This is a genomic window from Shimia sagamensis (genome assembly GCF_900182745.1).
Taxonomy (GTDB): domain Bacteria; phylum Pseudomonadota; class Alphaproteobacteria; order Rhodobacterales; family Rhodobacteraceae; genus Shimia; species Shimia sagamensis.
In genome coordinates this window covers 111,331-128,567 of record NZ_FXTY01000003.1, presented here as the reverse complement: position 1 = coordinate 128,567, position 17,237 = coordinate 111,331, and the positions used below count along the sequence as shown (strand labels likewise).

The 17,237-nt window shown below is 56.4% G+C and carries 17 protein-coding genes; 9 read left to right on the top strand and 8 right to left on the bottom strand.

Going from position 1 to position 17,237, the window contains the following annotated elements:
- The first annotated feature begins 2 nt into the window (after positions 1 to 2).
- Positions 3 to 878 (top strand): LysR family transcriptional regulator, encoded by an 876-nt coding sequence (locus tag QOL67_RS08720; RefSeq protein ID WP_283425590.1) that lies wholly within the window; start codon positions 3 to 5, stop codon positions 876 to 878.
- Here QOL67_RS08720 and ald read toward each other — a convergent pair.
- Entirely contained in the window at positions 875 to 1,993 is a 1,119-nt protein-coding gene (gene ald / locus QOL67_RS08715; protein WP_283425589.1) for an alanine dehydrogenase, read from the bottom strand. The genes QOL67_RS08720 and ald overlap by 4 nt on opposite strands.
- A gap of 137 nt (positions 1,994 to 2,130) precedes the next feature.
- On the opposite strand from ald, the gene QOL67_RS08710 reads away from it, so the two are divergent.
- Entirely contained in the window at positions 2,131 to 2,589 is a 459-nt protein-coding gene (locus QOL67_RS08710; protein ID WP_283425588.1) for an Lrp/AsnC family transcriptional regulator, read from the top strand.
- 204 nt (positions 2,590 to 2,793) lie between these two features.
- Positions 2,794 to 4,377 carry a GMC family oxidoreductase gene (locus QOL67_RS08705; protein WP_283425587.1) on the top strand — a complete coding sequence of 528 codons (1,584 nt, stop codon included), beginning with the start codon at positions 2,794 to 2,796 and terminating at the stop codon, positions 4,375 to 4,377.
- A gap of 10 nt (positions 4,378 to 4,387) precedes the next feature.
- On the opposite strand, the gene QOL67_RS08700 is transcribed toward QOL67_RS08705, so the two are convergent.
- Both QOL67_RS08700 and yghU read right to left on the bottom strand, forming a co-directional pair.
- The gene (locus QOL67_RS08700; protein WP_283425586.1) at positions 4,388 to 5,026 is read right to left on the bottom strand and encodes a LysE family translocator; all 639 of its coding nucleotides are present in this window, start codon (positions 5,024 to 5,026) and stop codon (positions 4,388 to 4,390) included.
- Positions 5,027 to 5,198: 172 nt separating this feature from the next.
- Complete coding sequence (gene yghU, locus QOL67_RS08695; protein ID WP_283425585.1) at positions 5,199 to 6,071, bottom strand: glutathione-dependent disulfide-bond oxidoreductase; 873 nt, start codon at positions 6,069 to 6,071, stop codon at positions 5,199 to 5,201.
- 257 nt (positions 6,072 to 6,328) lie between these two features.
- Here yghU and QOL67_RS08690 point away from each other — a divergent pair, with 257 nt between their 5' ends.
- A complete protein-coding gene (locus tag QOL67_RS08690; RefSeq protein ID WP_283425584.1) occupies positions 6,329 to 8,380 on the top strand; it encodes a DEAD/DEAH box helicase in 2,052 nt (683 codons plus the stop codon).
- A gap of 3 nt (positions 8,381 to 8,383) precedes the next feature.
- Here QOL67_RS08690 and QOL67_RS08685 read toward each other — a convergent pair whose 3' ends face one another.
- Both QOL67_RS08685 and rpsU read right to left on the bottom strand, forming a co-directional pair.
- Positions 8,384 to 9,454: an adenylate/guanylate cyclase domain-containing protein gene (locus tag QOL67_RS08685; RefSeq protein WP_283425583.1), complete on the bottom strand. Its 1,071-nt coding sequence runs from the start codon at positions 9,452 to 9,454 to the stop codon at positions 8,384 to 8,386.
- 147 nt (positions 9,455 to 9,601) lie between these two features.
- Positions 9,602 to 9,808, bottom strand: coding sequence for a 30S ribosomal protein S21 (gene rpsU / locus QOL67_RS08680; protein ID WP_008207378.1), 207 nt, complete (start codon positions 9,806 to 9,808; stop codon positions 9,602 to 9,604).
- A 122-nt stretch (positions 9,809 to 9,930) separates the two neighbouring features.
- On the opposite strand from rpsU, the gene QOL67_RS08675 reads away from it, so the two are divergent.
- The gene (locus tag QOL67_RS08675; RefSeq protein ID WP_283425582.1) at positions 9,931 to 10,623 is read left to right on the top strand and encodes a COQ9 family protein; all 693 of its coding nucleotides are present in this window, start codon (positions 9,931 to 9,933) and stop codon (positions 10,621 to 10,623) included.
- A gap of 103 nt (positions 10,624 to 10,726) precedes the next feature.
- On the opposite strand, the gene QOL67_RS08670 is transcribed toward QOL67_RS08675, so the two are convergent.
- Together QOL67_RS08670 and QOL67_RS08665 are read right to left on the bottom strand one after the other, a co-directional pair.
- Positions 10,727 to 11,689 carry an acetyl-CoA carboxylase carboxyltransferase subunit alpha gene (locus QOL67_RS08670; protein WP_283425581.1) on the bottom strand — a complete coding sequence of 321 codons (963 nt, stop codon included), beginning with the start codon at positions 11,687 to 11,689 and terminating at the stop codon, positions 10,727 to 10,729.
- Between the two features lie 112 nt (positions 11,690 to 11,801).
- Positions 11,802 to 12,413: a LysE family translocator gene (locus QOL67_RS08665; protein WP_283425580.1), complete on the bottom strand. Its 612-nt coding sequence runs from the start codon at positions 12,411 to 12,413 to the stop codon at positions 11,802 to 11,804.
- Between the two features lie 72 nt (positions 12,414 to 12,485).
- On the opposite strand from QOL67_RS08665, the gene QOL67_RS08660 reads away from it, so the two are divergent.
- Positions 12,486 to 12,938, top strand: a complete 453-nt coding sequence (locus tag QOL67_RS08660) for an Lrp/AsnC family transcriptional regulator (protein WP_283425579.1) — start codon at positions 12,486 to 12,488, stop codon at positions 12,936 to 12,938.
- Between the two features lie 78 nt (positions 12,939 to 13,016).
- Here the strand turns inward: QOL67_RS08660 and QOL67_RS08655 are convergent, their stop codons facing one another.
- A complete protein-coding gene (locus tag QOL67_RS08655) occupies positions 13,017 to 13,976 on the bottom strand; it encodes an L-malyl-CoA/beta-methylmalyl-CoA lyase (RefSeq protein ID WP_283425578.1) in 960 nt (319 codons plus the stop codon).
- A gap of 335 nt (positions 13,977 to 14,311) precedes the next feature.
- On the opposite strand from QOL67_RS08655, the gene dgcN reads away from it, so the two are divergent.
- The 3 genes from dgcN (at position 14,312) to QOL67_RS08640 (ending at position 17,222) form a co-directional block, all read left to right on the top strand.
- Positions 14,312 to 15,313 carry an N-acetyltransferase DgcN gene (gene dgcN / locus QOL67_RS08650; protein ID WP_283425577.1) on the top strand — a complete coding sequence of 334 codons (1,002 nt, stop codon included), beginning with the start codon at positions 14,312 to 14,314 and terminating at the stop codon, positions 15,311 to 15,313.
- A gap of 190 nt (positions 15,314 to 15,503) precedes the next feature.
- A complete protein-coding gene (gene dgcA, locus QOL67_RS08645; RefSeq protein WP_283425576.1) occupies positions 15,504 to 16,466 on the top strand; it encodes an N-acetyl-D-Glu racemase DgcA in 963 nt (320 codons plus the stop codon).
- Positions 16,467 to 16,469: 3 nt separating this feature from the next.
- The gene (locus QOL67_RS08640; RefSeq protein WP_283425575.1) at positions 16,470 to 17,222 is read left to right on the top strand and encodes a metallophosphoesterase family protein; all 753 of its coding nucleotides are present in this window, start codon (positions 16,470 to 16,472) and stop codon (positions 17,220 to 17,222) included.
- Positions 17,223 to 17,237 lie beyond the last annotated feature (15 nt).

Below are 17,237 nucleotides of genomic sequence, written 5' to 3'. Positions count from 1 at the left end.
CTATGTTGAACTGGGATGATCTGAAATTTGTACTGGAAACCGCACGACACGGCGGAACCAGTGGGGCTGCACGCGCCTTGGGCGTGAACCATGCCACCGTGGCCCGTCGCATTACTTCCGCCGAGGACGCGCTTGGAACCCGGCTGTTTGACAGGTTGGCCAGCGGTTACGTGCCCACGGAATCCGGCTTGGAGGCAGTGCGCACTGCTGAAGTGATGTCTGATTTGGAGCGCGGTTTAGACCGTCAAATTGCCGCTCGAGACACAACTATCAGCGGCACATTGAAGGTTACCGCATCTGAGTTAATCATCGAGCGTGTGTTGGCGCGCATTGTCGGGGATTTTGTCACCAAGCATCCCGACATCGAACTCTCTCTGATTGCCACCAACGACACATTAAACCTCGCTCGGCGCGAAGCAGATGTGGCCATACGGTTTGCAAAAACACCGCCGGATACGCTGGTTGGCAGGCGGTTGTTCGATCTCAAAGGCGCGGTGTACGCCAACCACGATCTACTGGCCCGCGAAGGCGGTGAAGAAGAGCCACTTGATTGGGTGCGATTTGCACATTGGCCAGGTCCGCCGGCTGAGATCAAAGCAGCGCGGCCCAACTTGAATACACGTCTGACAGTAGATGATATGAGCGCGGCAATTGGAGCGGCCCGTGCAGGTATAGGCGCAACGCGCATGGCATGCTTCTTGGGGGATACCGATCCGCAGTTGGCGCGGGTGCCTGGCCTGCCGTTGTTTACACAGGCGCCACTGTGGATTTTGACCCACGCAGATTTGAGGCGCGTCCCGCGCGTGCGGGCCTTCACAGAGTTTGCTGCAGCACGGCTAAAGGCGCTGCAGCCATTGTTTGAGGGGATGAGCCCTTAGGATTTCAGCGCAAGAGAAGGCGAAATCACGTCAATGCCCAGTGCTTTGCCTACAGCATAATATGTCAATTGACCGGCGTGTACGTTCAAACCGTTAAGCAAATGCGGATCGTCCTCACACGCCTGCTTCCAGCCTTTGTTCGCCAGGTTGAGCAAGAATGGCAGCGTTGCATTGCCAAGCGCCTGTGTGGACGTACGCGCAACTGCGCCCGGCATGTTGGCCACACAGTAGTGCATGATGCCATCGACTTCGTAGATCGGATCGGCATGGGTGGTGGCACGGGATGTTTCAAAACACCCACCCTGATCAATCGCCACATCCACCAGCACTGCGCCAGGCTTCATTTCAGACAGCTGCGCACGTGACACAAGTTTCGGAGCGGCGGCGCCAGGAATAAGAACCGCACCAATGACCATGTCGGCCTCACGTACCAAATCGGCAGTCGCGCCAGCAGTAGAATACTGGTTTTTGAAAGTGCCGCCATAAACGTCATCGAGATACCGCAAACGTGGCAAAGACCGATCCAATACAGTGACATCGGCCCCCATGCCCGCAGCGATTTTTGCCGCGTGGGTGCCAACAACACCGCCACCGATCACGACAACTTTTGCCGGGGCCACGCCGGGCACGCCGCCCATCAACACGCCACGGCCGCCGTTGGCTTTCTGCAGCGTGTAGGCCCCGACCTGAGGCGCAAGACGACCGGCAACTTCAGACATAGGCGCCAGCAATGGCAAGCCACCACGATCGTCAGTCACTGTTTCATACGCAATCGCCGTGCAGCCGCTTTTCAGCAGATCCACGGTTTGCTCAGGATCTGGTGCGAGGTGCAGGTAAGTGAACAGCAGCTGGCCTTCGCGCAGCATTTTGCGCTCCACCGCCTGTGGCTCTTTCACCTTCACGATCATGTCGGCTTGGGCAAAGACCTCTTCAGCGGTGCCGATCATTTTGGCACCAGCTGCGACGTAGTCTTCATCCGTGAAGCCGGCACCAATACCGGCGCCCGACTGGATCAACACTTCGTGACCGTGATTAACCGCTTCCCGCGCGGCGTCTGGCGTCATACCGACGCGGAATTCCTGAGGTTTGATTTCTGTGGGGCAACCGATTTTCATGCGCCGTCTCCAAATTGAATCTAAGTTCAGCTTAGGCAGCTTCGGCCTGAAGTTGCTTGAAATTTAGGCAGTTTAAGAACTCGCGATTGCAAGAACCTTCGAATACTGTATTCAAACGCGCAAGGAGCTTTCGCTATATGTCACTTGACCAAACAGATCGTCGGATACTCACGGTTCTCCAGAAGCAAGGTCGGATTTCAAACGCCGAGCTTGCGGAGCGCGTAAACCTGTCCCAGTCCGCCTGTCACCGCCGCGTGCACCGGTTGGAGAAAGACGGGTACATCAAAGATTATGTCGCGCTGTTGGATCCGCGCAAACTGAATGTACCCACAACTGTGTTTGTCGAGATCACGCTCTCCGGTCAAGCCGATGAGGTGCTCGACGCATTTGAAAAGGCTGTGTCGCGCATTCCCGATGTTCTGGAATGTCATCTCATGGCTGGCACAGCAGATTACATCCTGAAAGTTGTGGCAGAAAACACCGACGATTTTGCCCGCATCCACCGTCAACACCTGGCCCGATTGCCCGGTGTGGCACAGATGCAATCCAGTTTTGCCCTTCGGACCGTCTTCAAAACCACCGCGTTGCCAGTTTAAACGTACATTCAACCAAATCTCACCATTCCTTCACGCAGAAACCCTCTGAAAGCGATCTCACCGCCTGGCATTGGACGCCTGGAGCACCAGAAAATCCGCGCGCGCGTACCCGCAGGGACGACGCGACTACAAATGTCAGACAAATGAATTGACTTACCCGTCGCTTCGCCGTTTTCTCATCAGCGGAGCGAGGGGAAGAGCAAAATGGATTGGGATCACATCGTTGTAGGTGCAGGCAGCGCAGGCTGTGTTGTCGCGGCGCGGCTTGCGCAAGGAGGGCGACGTGTGTTGCTTTTGGAGGCGGGCGGCAAAGACAACTACCACTGGATTCATATCCCGATGGGCTACCTCTATTGTATCGGCAACCCTCGCACTGATTGGATGTATAAGACGGCGCCGGAACGAGGCTTGAATGGCCGACAGCTACTTTATCCGCGTGGCAAAGTGCTGGGTGGCTGCTCTTCCATCAACGGCATGCTGTACTTGCGCGGGCAAGCGGCGGATTATGACGGCTGGCGACAAATGGGATTGCCAGGGTGGTCCTGGGACGATGTACTGCCGCTGTTCAAGAAGTCCGAAGATTACATGGATGGCCCATCCAATATGCACGGCGTGGGCGGCCCCTGGCACGTCAACAATCAACGCCTGCAATGGGATGTGTTGGACGATTGGATGTCCGCTGCCGAAGCCATGGGCGTGCCGCGCACAAATGACTTCAATCGCGGCAACAATGAAGGGGTTGGCTATTTTAGGGTGAACCAGCACAAAGGGTTTCGTTGGAACACGTCTAAGGCCTTCCTACGACCTCAAAAGGACGGCCGCATCAAAATCGAAACCCACGCCCACACCACGCGGCTTCTGATCGAAGGCGGCAAAGTGGTTGGCGTGGAGTATCGTCAGAACGGCACGTTGCATCAAGCACGCTGCGGAGGGGATGTTGTCCTTTCGGCAGGTGCTGTGAATTCGCCGCAAATCTTGCAGCTCTCCGGCTTAGGATCTGGCACCTTGTTGCAGCGACACGGCATTGCCGTTCAGCACGATCAACCGGAGATTGGCAACAATCTGCAAGACCATTTGCAGCTGCGTTGTGCATGGAAACTCGACGGAGCCAAAACGCTCAACACCATGGCCAACTCCCTATTTGGCAAAGCAAAAATTGGCATGGAATACGTTCTAAAACGCAGCGGACCGATGTCGATGGCCCCCAGTCAGCTTGGGGCCTTCACCAAGTCTCGTCCCGATGTGGCCACGCCGGACCTTGAATACCACGTGCAGCCCCTTTCTCTGGAAGCTTTCGGACAGCCCTTGCACGATTACCCGGCCATCACAGCCAGTGTTTGCAACTTGCGCCCGGAGAGCAGAGGCACTGTTGCGATCACATCCCCCGATCCAAACACCGCACCAAAAATTGCACCCAACTACCTCTCCACGGAAGGAGACCGCGCAACAGCCGTTGCTGCGATCCGGCAAGCGCGCAGCATTATGGCGCAGGGCCCAATGGCCAAATATGCGCCGGAGGAGATGAAACCCGGCATAGCCGCACAAGATGATGCAGAACTGGCGCTGGTCGCAGGAGACATCGGCACCACCATTTTTCACCCGGCCGGAACTGTGCGCATGGGCAAGGACTCCGCCGCGCCACTGGACGCGGAACTGCGCCTGCGCGGTGTTGGTGGCCTACGTGTGGTGGATGCGTCTGTGATGCCCAAAATAACCAGCGGCAACACCAACTCACCCTGCATTATGATTGGAGAGAAGGCAGCGGAGATGATGCTAGCGGACGGTTAGAGCCACCTCATCAAAGGCTGGCCCGCAACGTTGCCAGCTTGACAGAAAAGCCAACAAATACCGCGCCGGTCACAGCTTTCAGCACGCGTTGAAAGTGGCCGCTTTTTGCGACGTCTGTGAGGCGCGCCAATAGCAAGACCATCGCACAAAACCACACAACATTGATCGTGGCGTGTAAAGTAACCAGAGTGAAAGCGGAGGCGGCAGAGGCGTCTGGTATGGACAAAAACTGCGGGAATGCCGCCAGGTAAAACATCGACACCTTAGGATTCAATCCATTGGTCAGTACACCTTCACCAAAGGCTTTCCATAAGGTTCGTCTGCTCCTGGATGGCGTGACTTCGAGCGTAACTTCAGCGCCACGCCACGCGGCCATAAGTGCTTTGAGTCCGATCCAAAACAGGTAGGCGGCACCCACATATTTCACGACTGAAAAGGCCACTGCGGACTGAACCAGCAGCACGGAAATTCCGAGAACGGATAGAATCCCATGCCCGTAGAATGCCGTGACAAATCCCGCGACGTTCGCAAATCCTGCAGCGCGGCCGGACGTCGGCACTGTCTTGGCGATCAAAACCCCATTGGGGCCCGGAGACATCACCAATAGGCTGGCCACCAAAGAAAACGTCAAAATCTCAGACCACGACATTTGCACACTACTCCTATGTTTCGCCCAAACTGAAAGGAGAAGTGCCACCGCAGCAATGCAATCATTGTGTCGGGCACAAAAAAGGCGTCGCCCCAATTGGGCGACGCCGTTCCTCTCATTCCCCAAATATCCCGGAGGTGTCACATAGTCGATGTGACAGGGGCAGCGCCCCTTATTCAGCGGCCTCTGGCTCGAGCTTGTCCTGAGTGCGTGTCTCAAAGTCTTCCGCAGCATGGCGCTCGCGAAGTTGTTCGTTCAATTCCCCCCACGCGCGGTTCACCATGCGGCCACGTTTCACCGCTGGACGGGCATCAATGGCTTCCGCCCAGCGCACCACGTTTTTGTAGATCGCGACATCAAGGAACTCCGCCGCGTCGTAAAGTCGCCCAAGCACCAATTGCCCATACCACGACCAAATCGCCATATCGGCCACCGTGTATTCTTCACCAGAGATATAGGTGTTCTCTGCCAATTGACGGTCCAACACATCCAGCTGACGCTTGGCTTCCATGGAGAACCGGTCGATTGGGTATTGCCATTTTTCCGGGGCATAGGCGTAGAAGTGACCAAAGCCACCACCCAGATACGGCGCACTGCCCATCTGCCAAAACAGCCAACTGATCATCTCGGCGCGATTGTCTTTTGGCCCAAGGAAGGCATCAAATTTCTCGGCGAGATGCAAAAGGATCGCGCCGCTTTCAAACACGCGCACTTCTTTGTCGCCACTCACATCCATCAGTGCCGGAATCTTGGAGTTTGGGTTCACATCCACAAACCCGGAAGAAAACTGATCTCCCTCGCCGATGTTGATCAGAAAGGCGTTATACTCAGCACCTGTGTGCCCCGCTTCCAGCAACTCCTCAAACATCACGGTGACTTTTACCCCGTTGGGCGTGGCCAGCGAATAGAGTTGGAACGGGTGTTTGCCACGCGATAGGTCTTTGTCGTGGGTGGACCCAGCTATGGGGCGGTTGATGTTGGCAAATTTACCGCCGCTCTCGGAGTCCCAAGTCCAAACTTTTGGAGGAGTGTATGTGTCGGTCATGTGATCGCGCCCTGTGCATGAGTGATTTCTGTTAACTTAAGGCTTTCTCGACGGTTTCAAACCGTACGGCGCAAAATGTCGGAAACTTTCACCTCACATCCTTGTTAACGCTTTTTGTCACAGCCCTATACATGCCTAAAAAATTGGGCTAAACGCTGCGCTTCTTGCCACATATGATGTTGAGAGCGGTTCAGAGTTTGAGGGAGCCCGCCGACGCCGTCACGCTGGCACCCCTCTGATACAAAGTAGACATCACTGTGAAACAAGCAATCCAAGCCGCGCTGGACGCAAAAGGCTATAAAAAACTGACGCCGGTTCAAGAAGCCGTCATGAACCCGGACCTAGAAGGCAAAGACCTTCTGGTTTCCGCCCAAACCGGCTCCGGCAAAACCATTGGCTTTGGCCTTGCCATTGCCTCCACACTTTTGGGCGAAGCCAATAGCTTTCCGCAAGCGGGTGCACCGCTTGCATTGATCATTGCCCCAACCCGCGAACTTGCGCTTCAGGTGAAACGCGAACTCACTTGGCTTTATGCGCAGGCTGGCGCCAAAGTCGCTTCCTGCGTTGGTGGCATGGACATGCGCGATGAACGTCGGGCGCTTGCACGCGGGGCGCACATTGTTGTTGCGACGCCGGGGCGCCTTCGGGACCATATCGATCGCGGCTCCATTGACCTGCTTGATGTCCGCGCCGTCGTGCTGGATGAAGCGGACGAAATGCTGGACCTGGGTTTCCGCGAAGAGCTGGAGTTCATTCTGGAACAGGTTCCTGAGGATCGTCAGACGCTGCTGTTCTCTGCCACCGTGCCAAAAATGATTGCGCAGCTGGCAAAAAACTATCAGCGCGATGCCATCCGTGTGGAAACCAAATCCAAAGAAAAGCAACACGCCGACATCACATACCGCGCCATGACGGTGACGGATCGGGATGGCGAAAACGCCGTGATCAACACCTTGCGGTTTTACGAAGCCCCGAACGCGATTGTGTTTGCCAACACCCGCGCCATGGTGGCGCGCCTGACCACGCGCCTCTCAAATCGCGGTTTTCAGGTTGTGTCTTTGTCCGGCGAACTGTCCCAATCAGAGCGCACGAACGCACTGCAAGCCATGCGTGATGGCCGTGCGCGCGTGTGTGTCGCCACCGATGTGGCCGCCCGCGGCATCGATTTGCCCAACCTTGATCTGGTGGTGCATGCGGAACTGCCAAACAACCACGAAACCTTGCTGCACCGTTCCGGCCGCACTGGCCGTGCCGGTCGCAAGGGTGTCTCAGCGCTGATCGTGACTCGCAAGTCACGCAATAAAGCCGAACGCCTGTTGCGCTTTGCCAAATTGGACGCCGAATGGTCTGGCGCACCTTCCGCAGAAGAAGTCAGCACGCAAGACCACGCCCGCATGTTTGCCGATCCCGATTGGACTGTGGACATCACAGAGTCCGAAACGCCTCTAATTGAATCTTTACTTGGAACATTTAGTGCGGAGCAAGTGGCTGCAGCCTACCTGCGCCTTTACAATTCCAAACATTCCGCACCGGAAGAAATCTCTGCCTCCGACGCGAAGCCCACGCCGCGCAAAGACTTTGGCAAAAGCGTGTGGTTCTCCATTGAGGGTGGCCGCGACAAAAACGCCGAACCTCGCCGCCTGCTGCCCATGCTGTGTAAAGCTGGCGATCTGACCAAAGATGACATTGGTGCCATCCGCATCAATCAGTCTGAAAGTTACGTGCAAGTTCTCGAAAGCAGTGTTGCGGGTTTCTTGGCTGCAGTTGGCCCAGACATGACGTTGGAAGAGGGTGCCAAACTGGCACAAATGAACAGCGATCCAGTCTTTGATCGTGGACCTGCTCGTGCCCCACGCGAGGGTGGCGATCGCAAGCCTTACAACAAGAGCAAAGGTCCACGCAAAGAACATCCCGGCGGCGGTAAGTTCGAAAAGGACAACTCGGACCGCCCTTATCGCGGGAAATCATCGGACGATCGGCCTACTTACGACAAGCCAAAATCGGAAAAATTTGGCGATAATAAGGGCAAAAAGCCCGCTGGCGGTGCCAAGCGTGGGAAATCCACTCCACCCACAGACTGGAACGACGATGCGGCCCCGCGCTTCAAAAAGCCAAAGTCCTCCGCAAAATTTAGCAAGCCCAAACCAGGTGGCGATGCAGCCCCGCGCCGCAAGGCCATGGCTGACGGTGCCTTGAGCGAAGCCAAGCCCGCTCGCGCGCAAAAAGGTCCACCGCCCCCTAAAGGCAAAAGTAACAGCAAGAAGAACAAGGCGCGTGCAGCAGCGGCCAAAGGTAAGTCTGGCAAATAACTGTTAGACAGCAGCAGACATCGACGGGAGCGCTTCTAAAGCGGTCCCGTCTGGCCCGGTAAGAGTCAGCATTTTTGTAGCCTCGGCCCGGCCACGCAGGGTGGCCTCTTCCACCACATCAATACCGATGCCCATTGGCATGGTGATGCCACGCGCCGTTTCCGCATCCAAAATGACCGAGAGATCGTGGCGCTTACAGGCTTCCTGCATACGTTTGGCCTTGTTGATTGTGTCACCAATGTAGACCACCTGACGTTTTTCCCAGCCACACTCGCCCACAGCAACAGGCCCGCCAGCAATCCCTAGGCGCAGTGTTGGCGCCACTCCATATTTCTTAAGGTAATGTGCCTGACGCACCGACAAAGTTTGAAAAATCTCATCGATACATTTGAGCAGCCGCATGTTCCCATCTGGCCCACGATCCAACCAGCTCATGATTATCTCGTCACCCACGTAGTTGTGGATCACACCACGGTGTTTCTTGATCGCGGGGTCAATATCCAAAAACACCCCTGTGATGAGTTCCAGCGCCTTCTGATCACCCAGCTTCTCCGTTATGGATGTTGAATCCTTGAGGTCAGCCAGCACAAAAATCCGGCGTTCTTCTGTCGGCCGCGCATATCGTCCCAACAGAAAATAGGTCAGTGTACGCCCGCCGATCAAACGTCGCGCCTGTAACATGACCTGAATGACCACCCCTGCACCCAGAGCAAACAGGAAATCTGGTGCAAACCCGCTTTGGATCCACTGCACGTAGATTTCCTTGTCGGCGATCAACACAAGGTGCGATCCTGCCAAAGCGACATAAATGATCAAACAGGTGATGATCACGCGCAAAGCCACGCCGCGGCGGAATTTTACGCTGCGCTGCCACCGGCCGATGGCACTGTTACTGATCCAGACCTCAAGCACGACCGCGACCGACGCGACGACCATGCCACGGACCGCACCACGAATGGGCGCCTTAAGCCCCCAATTTCGGTCCAGAATTTCATTCATCATGAGGCCGTAGAGCGCTCCTATGATGGCGCCTGCGACCAACACAAACACAAACGAACCAAAGGTGCGCTTCATTTTAGTTCCTGTCCTGCTCTCTTGTGAGCCTCTGCTCGGTGGTTACACGCATGTAAGCACAAAATCTGTCGCGACAACAAAAGAGAAACCCCCATGGCCGGGCCATGGGGGTGTCAATTCTTGTGTCCAAAGCTGGAAAAGATGTGCTTAGAGCATACCTTCGCGCTGTGCTTTCTTACGTGCCAGTTTACGGGCACGGCGGATCGCTTCAGCTTTTTCGCGTGCTTTTTTCTCGGACGGCTTCTCGAAATGTTGCTTGAGCTTCATTTCGCGGAATACGCCTTCACGCTGCAGCTTTTTCTTCAGAGCGCGGAGCGCCTGATCGACATTGTTGTCACGAACACTAACCTGCATGTGGTTTTCACCACCTTTCTAAGTTTGAGTTGCAATGAAATTGCAGGAAGCGCGCGTATAGCAACTCCCCTGCACTTTGTCTAGTATGGGCAAAACACCCTCATCGCAAAGCGAGTCCCGCCATGTCAGAGACACCGCAGACAGACGTCATTTCCCGCCTTTTGGACGCTGCAGAGATGCATGTGCCCTTTGATGGTTGGTCTGAGGCAACATTTGTGGCCGCCGTCAATGACAGTGATGTAGACGCAACCGTTGGGAAGGCACTGTGCCCGCGTGGGGCGGTCGATCTGGCAGTCGCCTACCACAAGCGGGGTGATTCTCAGATGGTTTCTGCCCTAACTGAAGACGCGCTTTCCGAGATGAAAATCCGCGAAAAGATCACTTTTGCCGTCCGCACACGGCTGGAGCTCTGCCCGGACCGGGAAATCGTGCGACGGGGCAGCACTCTCTTTGCCCTGCCCCAACACGCAGCAGCAGGTGCGCAGCTTATCTGGGGCACAGCGGATGCCATTTGGAACGCCATTGGCGACACCTCGCAAGACATCAATTGGTACTCCAAACGCGCGACTCTTTCTGCGGTCTACTCTGCGACGGTGCTTTTTTGGTTGGGAGATGACAGCGACGGCCATACGGCCACATGGGCGTTTTTGGACCGACGCATTGAAAATGTTATGCAGTTTGAAAAAACCAAAGCGCAGTTTAACAACAGTCCCCTCGGTAAGATGATGTCTGGCCCACTTGGCGCCCTGTCAAAGCTACGTGCGCCGACCTTTCCCGGCAATATGCCTGGTCATTGGGGGCAGAAGCGCGGTTAAGCGCTCCGTATTTTGCCGCGCCCGCAAATACCTGGAAAAAAACCCCGACAGAGGTAATCCTTCATCGGAGCTATTCTTTGCACATGGCGGTATGGAGGTGGCCTTAAGCAGCCAAGCCTTTGGACCCAATGTTGAGGAATTTTTTGCGACGGTTTGCCACCAGGTCCTCTTTAGACATCTCACCCAATTCACCGAGCATAGCCTCAATTGCAGTGGCAACACTCTGCATGGTCGCCTCACGGTCACGGTGCGCCCCGCCCTTTGGTTCCGCAATCACGCGATCTGCCACACCCAGTTGTTCCAGATCCTGCGCCGTTACACGCAATGCTTCCGCGGCTTCACGCATCTTGGTGCTGTCCTTCCACAGGATCGACGCGCAGCCTTCTGGGCTGATCACCGAATAAACAGAGTGCTCTAGCATTGCGACTCGGTTCGCGGTGGCAAAGGCCACAGCCCCGCCGGAGCCACCTTCACCAATGATCACGGATATCAACGGCACACCAATTTGCAGACATGTTTCAGTTGAGCGTGCGATGGCCTCAGACTGTCCGCGCTCCTCTGCGCCCTTGCCGGGGTAAGCACCAGCCGTGTCCACCAGCGTCACCACCGGCAAGCCAAACTTATCCGCCATTTCCATCAGACGCACAGCTTTGCGGTAGCCTTCAGGGCGCGCCATGCCAAAATTGTGGGAAATTCGCGACTTGGTGTCATGGCCTTTTTCCTGGCCAATCACCACAACCGGTTGATCGTTGAAACGCGCCAAACCGCCCATAACGGCAAGGTCATCGGCAAAGTTTCGGTCACCCGCCAGTGGTGTGTAATCTGTGAACAGCTCATTGAGGTAGTCACGGCAATGCGGGCGCTCCGGGTGGCGCGCCACCTGGCACTTCCGCCAAGGGGTCAGATCTTTGTAGAGTTCTTCGAGCAACTCCGCCGCTTTGCGATCCAGCGCTGCGGCTTCATCTTTGACATCCATCTCTTCGTTCTGCTGCGCAAGCGCCCGCAGTTCTTCGGCCTTGCCCTCAATCTCTGCAAGCGGTTTTTCGAAGTCGAGATAGTTGGTCATTGTGCACTCCACACACTGGTTTCTTGACAAGGCTATATGACGATGACTGGCAAGAATTGCAACGGGGCAGTGACCAACAGCAGGTCTGGCTTAACTCAGATCGGCAGGTAGTTTACCCCTGCGCCACTATGGGTGCGACCACAGGGTACAGAGACAGAACCAGCAAACCCGCCATGGTCCAGTTGAAGGCTGTCAGTCGTGCCGGCGACGTCAACCAACGCCGCATTTGTTGGCCTAGCACTGTCCAGCTGGACACACAGGGGAGATTCACAGCTCCAAAAGCAGCAGACACTAGAAGAACAGCTGTCAGCGATCGATCCGGCGCATAAAGTGTGACGGCGGTAAGCGCCATGGTCCACGCCTTTGGATTCACCCATTGGAACATAGCTGCCTGCACAAAAGTCATCGGGGTGCCACCCGTCCCTTCCCCTTCGTCAGGCGCGCCAGCGTTAGCGACCTTCCAGGCCAACCAGAGAAGGTATGTGACAGACGCAACTGCCAATACTGTGTGGGCAATCGGATAGTTGTCAAACACCTGCATCAACCCAATACCCACCAAGGCGACCATCACCACAAAGCCAATTCCGACGCCCAGCATGTGAGGAATGGTGCGGGCAAAACCAAAGTTGGCACCGGAGGCCATAAGCATGAGATTGTTTGGTCCTGGTGTGATCGAAGACACAAAGGCAAACAGGAGAAGAGCGGTTAGGATATCATATGTCATGCTCAAAGTTTGGCGCAAACCATGCGCATTTGAGTTGCGTTTTTGTGCGTGAGTTCAGTATTGTTGCAACTTATGACGAACCTTGACCAGATTGACGAACATATATTGCGCGAACTCTCCAAGGATGGCCGCATGAGCAACTTGGCACTGGCGGAGAAAGTTGGGCTGTCCCCATCAGCGTGCTTGAGGCGGGTTGCAGCGCTTGAGAGGTCAGGGGTCATCTCCGGCTATCGCGCGGTACTGGACCGCGCAGCGTTGGGAACCGGGTTTGTCGCCTACATCACCGTCGGCCTCAACAAACACACCAAGGACTCGCAACTGGCCTTTGAGCGGGCGATGGCTTTGGCGCCGGAGGTCCGAGAGTGTCACAACATCACTGGACAGGTGGAATATCTGCTGCGTGTTGAGGCGGCCGATTTGCCGTCGTACAAGCGCTTTCACACCGAAGTTCTGGGCACTGTGGAACAGGTGCATTCGATCACCAGTTATGTGGTGATGGGTTCTCCCAAAGACGAGCGCGCCTAAGCTGACGTTTGGCGTAAAAAGCGCCCGCAGGCAAAATGGTTGCAGGCGCTTTTTTGGCTTAATATTAGAGACTTAAAATTAGCTAGAGGCGATGAGCTCAGCTTGAGCCACAATCACTTCTGCCTGCTTAATCGACGCGATGTCGACCAAGCGCCCCTTGTAAACGGTCGCACCTTCGCCGTTGGCTTTGGCTTGCTCCATCGCTGCGAGGATCTCACGCGCTTCGGACACAGCACCTTCAGATGGGGTGAAGACCTCGTTGGCAAGCCCGATCTGCTTTGGGTGGATTGCCCATTTGCCCACCATGCCTAGCGTCGCGGAGCGTTTGGCCTGCGCGATGTAGCCTTCGTCGTCGGAAAAGTCGCCAAACGGACCGTCCACCGGCAGCACGCCGTGGGTCCGGCAGGCGGCCACAATTGCGGCCTGTGCCCAGTGCCATGGATCAGACCAGTGCTTCTGGCCTTCATGCATCATGTAGTAGTTTTCTTGCGTGCCACCAATACCAGTGGTCTGCATCCCCATGGATGCGGCGAAGTCGGCGGCGCCGAGGGACATGGCTTGGAGACGTGGGGAGGATGCGGCGATGGCTTCTACGTGGGCGATGCCGGCAGCTGATTCGATGATGACCTCAAAGGCAATCCGTTTTTTGCGGCCTTTGGCGGCTTCAATTGCTGTGACCAAAGCGTCCACGGCGTAGATGTCTTCGGCGCAACCCACCTTGGGGATCATGATCTGATCAAGGCGCTCGCCCGCCTGCTCCAACAGATCAACAACATCTCGGTACCAGTATGGGGTGTCCAAGCTGTTGATGCGCACCGACAGGGTCTTTTTCCCCCAATCAATTGAATTGATTGCCTCAATTGCATTGGCACGCGCCACATCTTTATCTGACGGCGCCACGGAATCTTCCAAGTCAATGTTGATCACATCCGCGTCCGATGCCGCCATTTTGGCAAAAAGCTTGGTGTTGGACGCCGGGCCAAACAGCTGGCAGCGGTTGGGACGGGCGGGGGCGGCAGGCTGAAGTCGGAAGCTCATGACGTCACTCTCTAAGTAAGGATGTTACGTTTTTCTGACGCTGATTGTTAGGAAGTTGCGCACCTAACCGCAAGTAAATTGTGCGCGCGCGGCATTAATTTCGCCGCATCGCAGCATTCCTTGGAGCAATTACACGTCGGTATAGCATCGGTAATGCGACTGTTTAGCGGAGGTGCCAATTTCTTGCATGTGCAGCAAATTCCTTTCGTTTAATCGGTCAATGTTCGAAGAAATTTGCACACATTGGCCAAAAGTCAGCAACATTTGAGAACCTGATCCACATTCTTGCGCGTAGACTTTGCGTTCCATTGGGGATCACACAAAAGGGACGCGCGATGATCGAAACTCCATACCTTCTGTTCTTGGGCGATGCACCGGACCAACTGGCCGCCAAAGTTGCGCAGGGCATCAAAGACTGGCGTCCAGACAACGCCGTGGGACAATTCCGCATGGAGGGCTGCAAAGCTGACATGGGATTGACCGACATGACCCTCGTGGACGCCCGTGAAGCTGGCGCCAAAACACTGGTAATCGGCGTGGCCAACCGCGGTGGCGTGATCTCCCAGGAGTGGAAAAAAGTCCTGGTGATGGCGCTGGAAGAAGGTTTTGATCTGGCCTCTGGCCTGCACAATCTGCTGCGCGACGAGCCTGATCTTGTGGCGGTTGCCGAAGCCACCGGACGCAAGTTGCACGATGTGCGGGTGCCAGAGGTGGAATTCCCAATTGCCAATGGCAAAAAGCGCAGCGGCAAACGGGTGCTGGCCGTGGGCACAGATTGTTCCGTCGGCAAGATGTACACGGCGCTGTGCATGGATGCGGAGATGCGCAAGCGTGGCTTGAAGTCGAGCTTCCGCGCCACTGGTCAGACCGGCATCCTAATCACTGGGGATGGCGTGCCATTGGACGCGGTGATTGCCGACTTTATGGCGGGCTCTGTCGAATGGCTGACGCCAGACAATGACGCGGATCACTGGGATCACATCGAGGGTCAAGGCAGCCTGTTCCATGTGTCTTATTCCGGTGTGACCATGGCGTTGATCCATGGCGGCCAGCCGGACGCGTTGATTCTGGCACATGAACCCACCCGCGATCACATGCGCGGCCTGCCCGACTATGACCTGCCAAGCCTGACGCAGCTGCGCGAAATGGCGTTGCCGCTGGCCCAAGTGGGCAATCCGGCCTGTCAGGTGGTCGGCGTATCGGTCAACACCCAACACATGGGTGAAGACGAGGCCAAAACTTATCTGGCGGAGGTAGAGGCCGAAATGGGCCTGCCCGCAACCGATCCGTTCCGCTTTGGTGCGGGTAAGCTGGTGGATGCGCTGGAAGCGTTGTGAGCTGAAAGGTCTGCGCCTGTCTGGGTAGGCGCTTGTGCTTCGTGAGATTTTCTCATTAGCATCGTAAAAAATGCAGCGCTTCGTCATGATACGACGTTGCAAATGCGCCTGCCGGGGGGCAGGCAGGCGCAGACCGACCTGTCGGCCGGTCATAAGGTTTCGAAATGCCCCCAAAAATGAAGGCTGTTTTATGCAAATCTCCGTCACCCCCGATGTGTTCAAACTGGCGCAGGTGTTTACCATTTCGCGTGGTTCGCGCACCGAAGCCAAAGTTCTGACCGTTAAGGTCGAGGAAGACGGACATGTGGGCTGGGGCGAATGTGTGCCTTATGCGCGTTACGGTGAGACATTGGAAAATGTCACACAGTTGATTGAAAGCGTCAAAGGTCCGGTGACACGCCAAGGGCTTTATACCTTGCCAGCGGGCGCGGCGCGCAACGCGCTGGACTGTGCGCTCTGGGATCTGGAGTGCAAAAAAGCCGGTAAGCGCGCGTGGGAACTGGCGGGATTGCCAAAGCCGGGCCCAGAGATCACCGCTTATACGCTGTCTTTGGCAGAACCTGCTGAGATGCAGGCGCAGGCGGCCAAAAACGCCCATCGACCGCTGCTCAAAATCAAACTGGGCACACCGGATGACATGGCCCGCCTTGAGGCCGTGCGCGCAGGTGCACCAAAGTCCACCATCATTGTAGACGCCAACGAGGGCTGGTCTGCTGAGGTCTATGCTGATCTGGCACCACATCTGGTGCGGCTTGGTGTGGCGTTGGTGGAGCAACCGCTGCCCGCCGGTGACGATGACGCCTTGATTGGCATGGAGCGCCCGGTGCCGGTGTGTGCGGATGAAAGCGCGCATGATTGCTCAACCCTGTCCAAGCTCAAAGGCAAATATGATGTTGTGAACATCAAGCTCGATAAGACCGGCGGCTTGACCGAGGCACTCAAACTACGAGAGGCGGCTTTGGCGGAAGGCTATAAGGTGATGGTGGGTTGCATGGTCGGCTCGTCCTTGGCGATGGCGCCGGCGACGCTGGTGGCACAAGGCGCGATGGTCACCGATCTGGACGGGCCGTTGTTGCTGGCCGAAGACCGCGATACGCCGCTGACCTTTGACGAAGACGGCGTGCATCCGCCAAGCGCAGCGCTTTGGGGCTAAGCCATGAAGGACCGCTGGGCCGTAATTTCCGATATCCACGGCAATGTGGATGCGTTGCGGGCGGTGTTTGCCGAGATTGATCGGCTGGGGTGTTCCCGCATTTTGAATCTTGGCGATCATGTCAGCGGTCCCTTGGCGGCAGCTGAGACGCTGGACGAGGTCATGGCGCGGGATGACATGATCTCTGTGCACGGCAACCATGATCGCTATGTGCTGCGCGCAATGGAGACCCTCGGGCCCTCAGATGCGGTGGCGGCGGCGCAGCTGACGGAAGTGCATAAAGACTGGCTGGCAGCGCTACCAGCGGCAGCTTTGATTGAGGATGTGTTCCTGTGTCATGGCACGCCGGACAGCGACGAGACCTATTGGTTGCATGATGTGACGCCGCAGGGAGACGTGGTGGACCGCGGCGGATCTGCGGTGGCAGAGTTGGCGGCGACCGCGCCAGCGAAGGCACAGGTACTGTTGTGTGGCCACACCCATTTGCCACGCATCATACAACTGGCGAGCGGCGCGGTGGTGCTCAATCCCGGAAGTGTGGGGTTGCCCGCTTATGACGATGTCACGCCAGTGCCACATGTGGTGCAAAGCGGCGATCCGGCGGCGCGATTTGCGTTGATGGAGCGGCGCAACACGGAATGGGACATGTCGCTGCGACGTGTGCCCTATGATGCCAGCCGGATGGTGGATCTGGCGCAGAGGAATAACCGCCCGGATTGGGCACACCCGTTGCAAACCGGTTGGTTTGACACCTGAGATTTCGAAACACGC